11 protein-coding genes are annotated in these 12,947 nt (G+C 68.2%); 7 read left to right on the top strand and 4 right to left on the bottom strand.

All coding sequences use genetic code 11. The annotated features are described in order from the left end of the window. Position 1: 1 nt before the first annotated feature. The 4 genes from GKO32_RS16425 to GKO32_RS16410 are packed head-to-tail and all read right to left on the bottom strand — an operon-like array spanning position 2 to position 4,213. Entirely contained in the window at positions 2–928 is a 927-nt protein-coding gene (locus GKO32_RS16425; protein ID WP_154757744.1) for a 3-hydroxyacyl-CoA dehydrogenase NAD-binding domain-containing protein, read from the bottom strand. Between the two features lie 14 nt (positions 929–942). Further along, positions 943–2,376 (bottom strand): aldehyde dehydrogenase family protein, encoded by a 1,434-nt coding sequence (locus tag GKO32_RS16420; RefSeq protein WP_154757743.1) that lies wholly within the window; start codon positions 2,374–2,376, stop codon positions 943–945. Continuing rightward, positions 2,373–3,272, bottom strand: a complete 900-nt coding sequence (locus tag GKO32_RS16415) for an alpha/beta fold hydrolase (protein ID WP_312868003.1) — start codon at positions 3,270–3,272, stop codon at positions 2,373–2,375. The genes GKO32_RS16420 and GKO32_RS16415 overlap by 4 nt, the downstream gene beginning before the upstream one ends. Then, positions 3,269–4,213 carry a 3-carboxyethylcatechol 2,3-dioxygenase gene (locus GKO32_RS16410; protein ID WP_154757742.1) on the bottom strand — a complete coding sequence of 315 codons (945 nt, stop codon included), beginning with the start codon at positions 4,211–4,213 and terminating at the stop codon, positions 3,269–3,271. Before GKO32_RS16410 ends, GKO32_RS16415 begins: the two co-directional genes overlap by 4 nt. A 97-nt stretch (positions 4,214–4,310) precedes the next feature. On the opposite strand from GKO32_RS16410, the gene GKO32_RS16405 reads away from it, so the two are divergent. From GKO32_RS16405 to GKO32_RS16375, 7 genes are all read left to right on the top strand, one after another. Next, on the top strand, positions 4,311–5,252 hold the full coding sequence (locus tag GKO32_RS16405; RefSeq protein ID WP_154757741.1) for a LysR family transcriptional regulator: 942 nt from the start codon (positions 4,311–4,313) through the stop codon (positions 5,250–5,252). A 70-nt stretch (positions 5,253–5,322) separates the two neighbouring features. Continuing rightward, complete coding sequence (locus tag GKO32_RS16400) at positions 5,323–6,675, top strand: MFS transporter (protein WP_154757740.1); 1,353 nt, start codon at positions 5,323–5,325, stop codon at positions 6,673–6,675. Next, a complete protein-coding gene (locus GKO32_RS16395) occupies positions 6,675–7,541 on the top strand; it encodes an amidohydrolase family protein (protein ID WP_154757739.1) in 867 nt (288 codons plus the stop codon). Before GKO32_RS16400 ends, GKO32_RS16395 begins: the two co-directional genes overlap by 1 nt. Continuing rightward, the gene (locus GKO32_RS16390; RefSeq protein ID WP_154757738.1) at positions 7,541–9,199 is read left to right on the top strand and encodes an FAD-dependent monooxygenase; all 1,659 of its coding nucleotides are present in this window, start codon (positions 7,541–7,543) and stop codon (positions 9,197–9,199) included. Before GKO32_RS16395 ends, GKO32_RS16390 begins: the two co-directional genes overlap by 1 nt. Then, positions 9,196–10,275 (top strand): LLM class flavin-dependent oxidoreductase, encoded by a 1,080-nt coding sequence (locus GKO32_RS16385; RefSeq protein WP_154757737.1) that lies wholly within the window; start codon positions 9,196–9,198, stop codon positions 10,273–10,275. Before GKO32_RS16390 ends, GKO32_RS16385 begins: the two co-directional genes overlap by 4 nt. Further along, the gene (locus tag GKO32_RS16380; protein ID WP_154757736.1) at positions 10,266–11,357 is read left to right on the top strand and encodes an ABC transporter permease; all 1,092 of its coding nucleotides are present in this window, start codon (positions 10,266–10,268) and stop codon (positions 11,355–11,357) included. The genes GKO32_RS16385 and GKO32_RS16380 overlap by 10 nt, the downstream gene beginning before the upstream one ends. Further along, a complete protein-coding gene (locus GKO32_RS16375) occupies positions 11,354–12,880 on the top strand; it encodes a sugar ABC transporter ATP-binding protein (RefSeq protein ID WP_154757735.1) in 1,527 nt (508 codons plus the stop codon). Before GKO32_RS16380 ends, GKO32_RS16375 begins: the two co-directional genes overlap by 4 nt. Positions 12,881–12,947: the final 67 nt, after the last annotated feature.

Genomic DNA, 12,947 nt, shown 5'->3' with positions numbered 1-12,947 from the left:
CTCACTCCTCGCCCTGCAGCAAGGCCAGCACGTCGACAGCGGCGGCGTCCCTGGCGGCGAGGATGTCGCCGATCGGCCGGTCACCGAAAATCTCGTCCGCGGCCGCGATCAGCCGGGCGCGGGTGTCTTCGTCGAGATGCGGCGTGCCCAGATCGGACCACCACCCCTCGATGGTGTCCGCGAACGAGCGCATCGCGCCGCGCATTCCGCCGGGACCACCCGCGAGCGCCAGCGACGTGAGCGGGCCACCGATCAGGAAGCGCGGGGTGATGCCGTGCACGACGGCGTCCTCGATGCCGCGCGCGTCGACGACGCCCTCGGCGAGCAGATGCGTCGCCTCCCGGAGCATCGCGAAGGTCAGCCGGTTGGTGAGGTAGCCGGGGATTTCGCGGTGCAGCAGCACCGGGCGCTTGCCCAGACCGGTGAGGTGGGCGAGCACCGCGTCGACGACGGCGGGTGAGGTCGCCTTGCCGGCCAGCACCTCCACGAGCGGGAGCGCGTAGACCGGGCTCTGGGGATGGGCGACGACGAACCGCTCTGGGTGGTGCATACCAGCCTGCAGCTGCGACGGCATCAGGCCACCGCTGCTCGACAGGATCGGGACGCCGGGTCCGACCACGTCCTCGATGTCGTGATAAGCGTCCTTTTTGGACTCGACTGACTCGGGGACGTTCTCGTGCACCAGAACCGCGGCGCCGAGATCCGCGAGGGGAACCAGCCGCAGCAGGTCCACGGGCACCGCGGCGGGGGCGTCCGGCACGGTGCGCCGCACCGACGGCCACACCGCCTCGAGATACGCCGTCAGCCTCCCGAACGCGTCCGGTGCCGGGTCCACCACCAGCACCGGCCGGCGGCGGGCGAGATAGGTGGCGGCCCAGCCACCGCCGATGGTCCCGGCGCCGACGAGGCCGATCGGTTCGTCCTGCATCGCTGACCTCCTTGTCACGCGTCCTCGCGCAATGAATCCATGTCCGGCACCGGCCCGCAGCGGGTGAGCAGCGCCTTGCGGCGGAGGAAGCGCAGCATGCCGTTGGGCCCCATGCGCGAGCCGCCCAGCCCCGAGGAGTGGTACGAGGTCTTCTCGACGTCACGCATGATCGCGATGGTCAGCGACGTGTCCATCAGGCTCACCGCACCGGCGTTGAGGCGTCGTCCGATCGCCGCGGCTTCGGTCTCGTCGCCGGCGATCACCGCGGCGGACAAGCCGTACTCGCTGTCGTTGGCGAGCCGGACCGCCTCGTCGACGTCGTGACAGGCCTGCACCGGGACGACGGGGCCGAAAGTCTCCTCGCGCATGATCTTCATGTCGTGGTCGACGCCGGTCAGCACGGTCGCCCGCATGTACCGACCGCCGTCCAGCGTCACGCTGGGGCCGCCGCAGTGCAGCACCGCACCCCGGGCCAGCGCGTCGGCGAGATGGTCGTCGACGATGTCGGCCTGCCGGGCGAGGATGAACGGGCCGAGGTGGCCGTGCCCGATGTCCGGGTGGTTGAGCTCGAGCAGCCGGGCCTGGCGGGTCAGCTCCTCGACGAACCCGTCGTGCACAGTCTCATCGACATACACGCGCTCGGTGGCGAAGCAGATCTGCCCCGTGTTGTGCACGGCCCCTTTGAGGACCGCGGCGGCGGCCCGCGGCAGATCCGCCGAGGCGGTGACGATGGCCGCGTCCTTGCCGCCGAGTTCGAGGAATGCCGGGATGAAACGCCGGGCGCACGTCTGTGCCAAGGCGCGGCCGGTGGGGACGCTGCCGGTGAAGCAGAGCGCGTCGACCTCCTCGACGATGCCCTGGCCCGTTTCGGGGCCGCCGGTGACGTAGCGCAGCACGGCGGCGAGTTCGGGCACTTCCGCGATGCCGGCCGCGACCGGCTCGACGAACCGTGGCGTCACCTCGCTCGGCTTGATGATCACCGCGCAGCCCGCGAGCAGGGCAGGCACGGCGTCCAATGTGGACAGTAGGAACGGGTGGTTCCACGGGCTGATCACGCCGAGCAGCGGGTACGGGTCGAACTCCGTGTCGTAGCTGACCGTGGGGGAGACGCTGGAGACGCCGTGGAGCCGGGCCCCGTCGAGGATTCCGGGCGCGGCGTCACACCACCCGCGGATCGAGGCGGCGACCAGGTACGGCACCTCGTGTGCCACCCGGCTGCGGCCGGTGTCGGCCATCTCCGCGTCCCCGATCGCCTTCGCGTTCGCCTCGATGACGTCCGCCCAGCGGCGCAGCACCGCCGCCCGGTGGCCGATCCCGGCGGCGTGCCACTCGGGCTGGTGCTTGCGCAGGTCGCCACAGACCGCGGCGAGTTCGGCCGGCTCCGGTGGCTCGATGACGTAGTCGACTTCCCCCGTGCGGGGATTGCGGACAGCCAGCACACCGCTCATCGCAACGCACCTTCTCGCCGGCCGAGGAAGTCGAGGACGAGTTCGTTGAACCGCTGATGCCGTTCCCACTGCGGCCAATGCCCGGCGCCTTCGACGAGTTCGAACCGTCCGTTCGGGAGCTTGTCCGCCATGCGCAGGCCGACGGCGGCAGGTCCGGAGGGATCGTCACTGGTCCAGACCACGAGGGCGGGTGCGGTGATGGCGGCCAGTTCGGCGTCCGTGATCATGTTGCGTGCTCGCACATCCGCGTCCTGCAGGCACATGATGTTCCGCATCGACTCGGCGAACGGCGGTTGTGCGTAGATGGTCCGCCGGACGTCGACCAGTTCCTGGGTGACGCTCGCCGGGTCGGCCATCAGCCAGCTCACCCTGGCGCGGATACGCTCGTCGCCGGGGTCGTCGGCGGCGCCCTGGGACAGCGAACGGATCCGTTCGCGGACGGCGGGATCGGACCGCGCGCCGCCGGGGGTGTTCAGCACGATCCGGTTCACCCGCTCCGGGTGGGCGTAGGCGGCCTTCACCGCCACCCAGCCGCCGAGCGACTCCCCGTTGAGATGTGCGCGTGTCACGCCGAGCGTGTCGAGCAGGGTCATCAGGTGGTCGACGTAGTCGGGCAATTCCAGCGGCCGGGTCGCCGGGGTGGTCAGCCCGTGCCCCGGGTAGTCGTAGGCGATGACGCGGAATTTCGTTGCCAGGGCGGGAATGTTGCGCGCGTAGGCCTCCAGGTGCCCGCCGATGCCGTGGAGCAGGACCGCGGTCTCGGGGCCGGAACCGGCTTCCAGTACGCGGGTGTTCCATTCGCCGATCTGCACGTGGCGGATCGTCAGATCCTGCCCGAGCAGGGCGGTCCAGATGCTCGGCTCGCCGGTGACGGGAGCGGGGACGGGGACGGTCACGAGTTCCTCCGGGGCTCTGCGGTGGTGATGCCGAAGCCGGCGATCCACTCCGGGATCGGGCGGTAGAAGCTGCTGCGCATGTCGTAGGGACCGGCGGCGGCCAGCGCCGCGTAACAAGCGAGCCACGTGCGGACCTCATGGGCCGAGTTGCCCGCCTCCGCCGTGATCCACGCGTTGGTCCAGGTGTCGGTGGCCTTCAGCCGCCCCTCGGCGAGGAGATCGAGGAACGCGCGGTCCCAGGCCGGGTTGAGTCGTGGCCCCGGCTCACCGGCCACGACGGCGAGCCCGGCGTCGCGCACCCTGGCCTCGCGCCCGGCCCGCTCGCCGGGTGTCGGATGCCGCCCCGCGATCAGCCGGGCGGCCACCTCGGGCGGCGCACCGTCCAATGTGGGCAGTGGCGGATCGTGCGACAGCCCGCCCGACCCGACCAGCAACACCCGGCGCTCGAGCGCGAGCAGGGCCCGGCCCAGTGCCTCGCCGAGCAGGCGAGTGCGGCATACGGGGCCGAAAGGCACGGCCACAGAGTTGATGAAGACGGGCACCGTCGGTACCGCGTCGATGCCCCCGAACAGCAGCTCCAAGGGCTGCGCGAAGCCATGGTCGACAACCATCCGCTCGGACATCGCCAGGTCGACGCCCGCCGCCAGGACCTCCCGCACGACATGCCGTGCGGCCTCCCTGTCGACGGCCAGCGGACCCTGCGCCGTGCCGTAATCGCCGACGGCTTCGGCCGCGGTGCCGACGCAGAACGGCGGCATCAGGTCGTAGAACATGCCGTTGTAGTGATCCGGTGCGATCACGACGACCAGATCGGGCCTGAACTCCGCGGCGAAGGCGCGGGCCTGTGCGAACGCCGAGTCGACTGCGGTCTGGGCGTCGCCGCGCGGCGCAACGGTGTGCATGAGCGGCGAGTGCGACGCCGTAACGACGGCCAGCGGCATCTTCGACCTCCTCGGCATTGGGGACGACTCGACGCTACGACCACCCGGTCATATAGGTCTATGTGAAAGTTCGGCAGCAGGACTTAGCATTTCTTCTATGAGTTCGTCGACGACGCCGGACAACCGGATTTCCCTGCACAAGCTCGAGGTCTTCTGCAGCGTGGTGGAGCGGGGCGGGGTCCGCCTCGCGGCGGAGGATCTGTTCGTCTCCCAGCCGGTGGTCAGCGCCCACCTACGTTCACTGGAGGAGCGGCTGAACGTCAAGCTCTTCCAGCGTGACGGGCGCGGCATGAAACTGACCGAGGCCGGTGCCGAAGTGCACCAGTGGGCCACCGAGGTGCTGCGCGGGCGCATCGAACTGGACCGCAGTCTGCGTGACATCTCCCGCGGGGTGTCCGGGCGAGCGTCGATCGGGTCGAGCATGTCGGTGGGCAACTACGTCCTGCCGCAGATCCTGGTGGACTTCCGTCGCGAGCATCCGCACGCATCGATTTCGCTGAACCAGTCGACCGTGGAGATCGCACTGGAGCGCACGCTTGACGGCCGCTCCGATTTCGCGGTCGTCGCCACCGACGCCGTGCTCGACGCCAACTCCTTCGAGGCCGAGCTGATCGCTCAGCCCCCGTTCTGTCTGGTCGCGGCGCCCGATGACGAGCAGGTCGGCGACTCGGCGTCGGTCGCCGAGTTGCGCGGGCTGCCCTTCGTCTGCCCGCCTGCCGGCGCGGCGATCCGCCGCAGTCAGGATTCGGCGCTGGCCGCCATCGGGGTCGTGGACCGGAGAGTCGAAATCGAACTCGGCAGCGCCGAGTCGATGAAGGTCGCGGTTCAGGGCGGACTCGGGGTGGCATTGCTCTGGCGAGAATCCGTGCGCCGCGAGCTGGAATCCGGTCTCCTGCGCGAAGTGCGGATCACGGGACATCTGCTGCACGACAAGCTTTACCTCGTGCAGCGTCGTGGCAAAAGACTCACCGCATTCCAGTCGATGCTGACAAAAGTGCTCCGGGATGGCATTCACGAGCTGTTGAGGCAGCATCAATAGCTTTCTGGCTCAGCCAAGTCGTCGAAAATCGTCATAGTGCTATTTCTCGGGGCGGCTTAGTTTCCTTGGCATGACTGAGCTCACACCCGCCACGCCGGCCACCGCAGCCCGGCTGGGTGACTCACCGGCCGCCCGATCACCCAGGTTGCGCCGTCTGGTCACCGTTGCCGTGCTGGCTCAGGCCGTCGAGTACTTCGACTTCTTCGTCTATGCCACCGCATCCGCGATCTTCCTCGGCCCGTTGTTCTTTTCCGGACTCGGCGCCACGGCTGCCACGCTGGCGTCGTTTTCGACCTTCGCCGTCGGGTTCGTCGCGCGCCCGGTCGGTGGTGCGGTCGCGGGCCACTTCGGCGACCGGTACGGCCGCAAACCGGTGCTCGTCGCCTCGACGGCCGTGATGGGCGTGGCCACCTTCCTGATGGGCCTGCTGCCCACGGCGGCGACGATCGGCTGGGCCGCCGCGGTGCTGCTCGTCCTGCTGCGCCTGGTGCAGGGCTTCGCGCTCGGCGGGCAGTGGGGCGGTGCGTCGCTGCTGCTGACCGAAAGCACGCCGGGCGGACGGCGCGGGTTCTTCGGCAGTTTCGTTCAGGTCGGCTCGCAATTGGGGCTGATGGGCGGGATCAGCGCGTTCCTGGTGCTGTCTTTTCTCTTTACGAACCAGCAGATGATGGCGTGGGGCTGGCGGATTCCGTTCCTGTCCGGCCTCGTCATGATCGGCATCGGGCTCTACATCCACCGTGCAGTGGAGGACACGCCCAAGTTCAAAGAACTGCAGGCGGCCCGCCCGGAGCCGGCCGCAGGAAAGCAGCCTCCGCTGACGAAGGTGTTGCGCGAGCATTGGCGGACGATCCTGCTCGCCGGCGGCGCGTTCGTGCTGCCGAACGCCGTCGCGTTCATCGTGGTGTCCGGCATTCTCGACTACGGCGTCCGGTCGTTGCACCTGGCGCGAGGCCCTCTGCTCGGCGTGATACTGGCCGGTTGCGTGGCGCCGTTGTTCTTCCTGCCGTACTTCGCGCACCTGTCCGACCGCGTGGGCCGGCCGAAGCTGTTCATCCTCGGGGCCGTGGGCGTCGCCGCCTGGGGATGGCCGATGTTCGCGATGATCGACACCGGCAACCTGTGGCTGGTCTTCGTCGCGTTGTTCGTCTGCTTCACCATCCACTCGCTGATGTTCGGCCCGCAGGTGGCCCTCTACTCCGAGCTGTTCAGCACCGACGTCCGCTATTCCGGCGCATCGCTGGGCTATCAGGTCGGGTCCGTGTTCGGTGGCGGGCTCGCGCCGCTGATCACCGCCGCCCTGCTCGATGCGACGAAGGCGAGCTGGTCCGTCGCCGCCTACATGACGGTGCTCGGGGTGATCAGCCTGCTGTCCATCGCGGCCCTGCGCAGGCGCGCGAACTCGGCCGGCCGTAAGGAGTTGTGATGACGAGGCGGACAGTGCGGCACATCGTCGACACTCATCACCACGTCGGCACCCTTTCGATCGGCGCGGCCGAAGAGCGGAACACCACGGGGGCACCGCGTGACCCCGTCGATACCCATCACGCGATGCTCGATCGCTTCGGCATGACCGCCTGCGCGGTGCTGCCGGGCCTGCAGTACGAGCGTCCACACGGGATCGTCAACACCCGGGAGGTCAACGATGCGATCGCCGCCTACCGGAACCGCTCGCCACGCTTCCTGGCGGCACTCGGCACGGTGGAGCCGCTGCACGGTCTCGCGCTCTGCCGCGAGGAGCTCGACCGGATGGTCGGCGAACTGCGTCTCGACGGCGTCGTCTGGCACACCCGCTATCAGGGCGTCGCCGTCTCGGACCGGCGGATGCACGCCCTCGTCGACGAGGCCACCGCACGCGGGCTTCCCTGCTATATCCACATGTTCGCCGAGTCCAATCTCGAGGCGCCGTGGATGTTCGCGGACCTCGCCCGCAACCATCCCGATGCGACCATCGTCGCCCTCGACGGGTTCTCGGGCTCGACTCAGCTCCAGTACGTCATGGATCTGGCCGATCGTTTCGGCAACCTGCTGTTCGACACCGCGATCTGTTTCCCGTTGCTGCGCCCGCTCGACACCTTCGTCAGCCGGTTCGGGTCCGAGCGGCTGATGTTCGGCACCGACTCCTACGCCGACCCCGTCAGCTACAACGTGCCTGCCGTGCTGGAGGAGCTGCTTGCGTCCGAAATGGACGGTGAGCATCTCGAGAACATCTTCTGGCGCACGTTCTGCCGCGTCTTTCCCGCCGCGGACAAGGCCTTGCAGGCACTCGACACCTCCGAGGAGAACCTCTGATGCCCACTCCCTCCGGACGCCGCTCCGTGATCGTCGTCGGCGCGGGACCGGTCGGCCTGACCCTCGCCGCCGAACTCGGCGCTCGCGGCATCGACACGCTCGTGCTCGAGAAGCAGGACGCCACCACGGACAACCCGCGCTGCAATACGACCAACGCCCGGTCGATGGAGTACTTCCGCCGGCTCGGCGTTGCGGACCGCATTCGCCGCGCCGGGCTGCCACTCGACCACCCCACGGACGTCGTGTACTGCACGAGCCTGACGGGCTGGGAGCTCACCCGCTTCCGATTCTCGTCCGCGCAGGAGATCCTGGACCGGACGGCATCCGAACTCGACGAGTGGCCGACTCCCGAGCCCCAGCACCGGATCTCGCAGATCTTCCTCGAGCCGATCCTCGAGGAGCACGCCCGCGGCTATGAGACCGTCGAAATCGCCCGCGGGCACGAGGTCACCGGAGTCGCGCAACGCGGCGAAATCGTCGAGGTGCGCGTCAGAGCCGCAGGTGCCGAGAAGGTGCTGACCGCCGACTACGTCGTGGGATGCGATGGCGGGGTCAGCACTACCCGGCGGGCGATCGGCGCCCGGCTCCAGGGCGACTCCCGTGCCGCGGAGAACCGGCTGTCGGTCTACTTCCGTTCGGCCGAGCTGGCGCGCGAGTTCGCCGCGTCGGAGCGGCCCGGCTGGATGTACTGGTGGTATGGACCACGACTGAAGGGCTCCTTCGTCCAGCTCGACGGTGCCGGGCTTTTCCTGTGCCACGCCCGCGTTCCGGAAGGCACCGCGCCCGAGGACCTCGACGAGGATGAGGTTCTGCGCGCCGCACTCGGCCGCGAAATGGACGTGGAGAAGATCCAGGTCGTGCGGTGGACGCCGCGCCGCCTGGTGGCCGACCGGTTCGTCGACGGGCGCATCGTGCTCGCGGGCGACGCCGCACATCTTTGGCTCCCGCTGGGGGGTTTCGGGATGAACACCGGCATCGCCGACGCGGTGGGGCTGGGCTGGCGCCTCGCGTCGCGGCAAGCCGGCTGGGGCGGACCCGAACTCCTCGAGGCCTACGAGGTGGAGCGCCGCTCGGTCGGCGAAGCCACTTCCCGTGCGGCGCTGAAGATCGACCGGGACATGGCGTCCATCGCCCGCGACCCGGCTCTGCACGGCGACGACGCCGAGGGGGCCCGGCTGCGGGCCGAGGCCGGTGCGCTGATCGAGAAGGTCGACCGGCAGCAGTGGCACAGCCAAGGCGTGCAGTTCGGCTCTCGTTACGTGGACTCGCCGGGAATCGTCGCGGACGGGCGGCCCACGGAGAGCGCGATCACGCGGATCGACGAGTACCGCCCGAGCCTCGCCGCGGGGGCCCGCTTCCCGCACACCTGGCTGCCCGACGGACGCTCGGTGTTCGATCTGCTCGGGCGGGACTTCACGCTCATCTGCGCCGGCGCGGATCCCGGCCCCTTCGTCGAAGCCGCCACCAGGCTCGGTGTCCCGCTCTCGACGCTGAACGTCGACGAGAGCTATGCCCAGCCGCTCGTTCTCGTCCGCCCTGACATGTTCATCGGCTGGAGCGGGGCGCGACCCCCGGCCGATATCGACGGCCTGCTCCGGCGGCTCGCCGGTTTCGGCGCGGTCACCGTAAGGCAGTTCTCCAGGGAGGCAGCGAGATGAGATTCGGGGTGGTGATCGCACCGAAGATCGACGACTGGGGAATATTCAAGTATGCGGAAGACCTCGGCTACGACGTCGCGTGGGCTTGCGACTCCCAGATGCTGTGGTCGGACTGCTACGCAACCTTGGCACTCGCGGCGGCGAATACGTCCCGGATATCGCTCGGTCCGGGGGTGGCGGCCGCCGGCACCAGAATCGCGCCGGTGACCGCGCATTCCATCGCGTCGATCTCGAAGCTGGCTCCCGGGCGCACGGTCCTCGGCATCGGCACCGGCCACACCTCCATGCGGGTCATGGGCCAAAAACCCATGAAGGCCAAGGACTTCGAGGAGTACGTACGGGTCCTCCGTGCGCTGCTCAGCGGCGAAGAAACCGAAGTAAGCCACGCCGGCCGACGCGGCTATACCCGGTTCCTGAACCGGGAGCACGGGTTCGTGGACCTCGCGCATCCCATCCCGATCATCGTCGGGGCCAACGGGCCTCAGGCGCTCGCCATCGCCGGAGCGGTGGGCGACGGCCTCCTCACGATAGGAACGACGCGACCCGATGACGTGCAGGCCACCCTCTCGGCCGTCCGGTCCGGAGCAGCGGCCGCGGGCCGTGCGCTGCCGGACGGGTACCCGGTCACGACGATGACGAACGTCGTGGTCCTGCAACCAGGTGAACCGGTCACGTCGGACCGGGTCGCCGCCCTGACCGATTCGTGGGTCGGTGCCGCCCTTCACTTCGCGTACGAAATGTGGCGCATCCGGCAGGACGACGCAATGGTTCCTCCTCCCTTCCATTCTTTCTGGGCGGAGTACTGCTCCTATGTGGACAGTATGGAAACGCCGCTCGATCGCCGTCACCTGCAGATCCACGACGGTCACGCGACCTTCCTCCCGCCCGCCGAGCGCAGGTTTCTCACCGAGGACGCGATTCGCGCCGTCACGATCATCGGCTCGGTCGAGGAGATCGCGGAGCAGGTCAAGGCCGCGGAATCAGCAGGCGTCACCGAGCTGGCCATTCAGAGCCCCCTCGCGACCGCCAGGGATGTCATGCGGGACTTCGCAGAGAAGGTACGGCCGTGTCTGTAGACAACGAAACAGATGTCGTATCGGCCGGCGTCGACACCGGGTCCCCGAAGCGTCCGGCGCGCCATGACTCGCGGCCGGCGAGAACAAGAATTCTCGCGATACTCCAAATGGAGAAGTACAGCGCGCTCTGGATCTGGGCAGGTTTGATCATCCTGTTCGGCCTTTGGGTGCCGGACACATTCCTGACCTGGTCGAACGTCCAGATCATCTTGTCGAGTCAGGCCGTGACCGCCATCGTCGCCCTCGGCCTGGTGGCGCCACTCGCCGTCGGCGCCGTCGACCTCGCCGTAGGTTCCGTGGTCGGCTTCGCGGGCATGCTGGCGGCGGTCCTCATGGCCCGCGGCGATTGGGGAACCGTACCCACGATCGTCGTGACGCTGGCGCTGGGATGTGGCATCGGTGCCGCGATGGGTGTGCTGGTCGGCGTCGTGCGAATCAGCTCGATGATCGTGACGCTGGCGGCGAGCTCCGTGCTCAGCGGCATGATCTTCTGGCTGTCCGAAAGCCAGAACGTGGTCGGGCTGACTTCGCAGTTCTTGGCACTGGGCAGTGGGACGGCGCTCGGGCTGGCTTGGCCGTTCTGGGTGATGCTCCTGCTGTGCATCGGCGCGTGGCTCTTCCTCGATCACACCGCCACCGGCCGTTATCTGCACGCGACTGGGCTCGGGCAGGAAGCCGCGAAGCTGTCCGGCGTTCCCACGACACGCTTGATCGTCTTGGCGTTGACTCTCTCGGCCGGGGCCGCGAGCATCGCCGGGCTGCTGGGTACGGCCCGCATCGGAGCCGGTGATCCCTCATTCGGGCCGTCATATCTGCTGCCGGCCTATGCCGCTGTCTTTCTCGGGTCGACTCAGGTCCGTCCCGGCTTTTTCAATCCCTGGGGCACGGTCATCTCCGTTTACGTGCTGGCCACGGGCGTGAAAGGACTGCAGCTTGCCGGCGCGCCGGTGTGGATTCCCGAGGTCTTCAACGGCCTTGCGCTGCTCGCGGCGGTAAGCCTCGCCGTCGTCAGGCAGCGTATGGCGGCCCATCGCACCTTGGTGCGGATGCGGCGCCTGGTCAACGCACGGAGGCCGAGGTGAACACCCAGGACGAGCTGTTCGTACTCAAGGGCGTTTGGAAAACCTACAACGGCCCACTCGTTTTGAGCGACGTCGATCTCACCCTGCGCGGCGGCCGGGTGCACGCACTGGTCGGACACAACGGATGCGGGAAGTCGACGCTCATCCGCATCATGGCCGGCGCCGAACGAGCGGAACCGGCCGGTGCCGCATACCTCGACGGTGCCCCGGTCGAGCTGAACGACTCGCACAGCCACCATCATCGCCGCCTGCACTTCATCCATCAGGGCCTGAACGTCATCCCGCACCTGAGCACACTGGAGAACGTCGCACTCGGCACGGGCTACCCCAAGAGATTCGGCATCATCCGGTGGCGGTCCCACCGGATGCGCATCCGGGAGATCCTGCACCGGATCGGTGCGGACTTCGACCTCGACCGGCCCGTGCACACCCTGCTGCCGAACCAGCTGGTCGTCGTGGCGATCGCGCGAGCCATGGCACATTGGACGGACAGCCGCTCGGTACTCGTGCTGGACGAGGCGACCGCAGCCCTGCCCGCACCCGAGGTCGAGCAGTTGTTCACCACCGTCCGCCATGCGGTGCGGGACGGCGCAGCCGTGCTGTTCGTTTCTCACCGGCTCGACGAGGTCCTTCGGTTCGCCGACGACGTCACCGTGTTGCGAAACGGCCAGGTGGTGATGAACGCCGAGCGCGACGAGCTCACCAAGGCGACCCTGCTCGACGCCTTGCTCGGACACCAGCAGCACACGACTCCATCGGGGAACCACGCACGTGCCGAGACGGGTAAGGGCACCGCATTGCGTGTCCAGAACCTGACAACCGAACGGATACGGGAAGCGAGCCTGACCATCGAATCCGGCGAAATACTCGGCGTGGCCGGTCTCGATGGATCGGGGCGCGAGCAGTTCGCCGACGCGGTCTACGGAACCATTCCCCGGGCCGGCGGCGAAATACTGCTCAACGGCAACACCGTGCCGGCACGCCCACGCGGGAGCGTCAAAGCCGGCATGGGACTCGTTCCCGCCGATCGCCCTCGCAGTGGTGTCATCCCCGAGATGAGCGTGCGTGTCAACGAAACCCTGCCTCGTCTCAAACAGTATCGCCGGGCGACGAAGTTACTCGATAAACGGCGCGAGCAGCGGGACGTCTCCACCTACCTCGAAAACGTCGACATGACACCCGGCAGCACCGAAAAGAAGATCAAATTTCTGAGCGGCGGCAATCAACAGAAGGTCGTCATCAGTCGATGGTTGAGGCACGGCGTCGACGTCCTCCTTCTCGATGAACCGGTCCAGGGAATCGACGTCGGTGCCAAAGAGGTGATCTTCAACCTGGTGCGCGATGCGGCCCGGAACGGGACCGCCGTGGTGATGTGCTCGGCCGTGGACGAGGACCTCGCGGCGCTCTGCGACCGCGTCGTCGTCTTCGACCACGGCGCCATCGTCGCCGAACTACGAGCACCAGATATCACCGTCGCCCGCATCGCCGCGGCTTCACACGCCTTCAAAACCGGCACACTCTGATCGGAAACCGTCATGAATTTCCTTGCTCGCCATCGACGTCGAGCCCTCTGGGCATGCCTCACCCTGG

Origin of the sequence: Amycolatopsis pithecellobii (assembly GCF_009707865.1) — a bacterium.
GTDB lineage: Bacteria > Actinomycetota > Actinomycetes > Mycobacteriales > Pseudonocardiaceae > Amycolatopsis_E > Amycolatopsis_E pithecellobii.
Note: the sequence above shows the minus strand (reverse complement) of the source record. Positions and strands in the feature narration are given on the sequence as shown.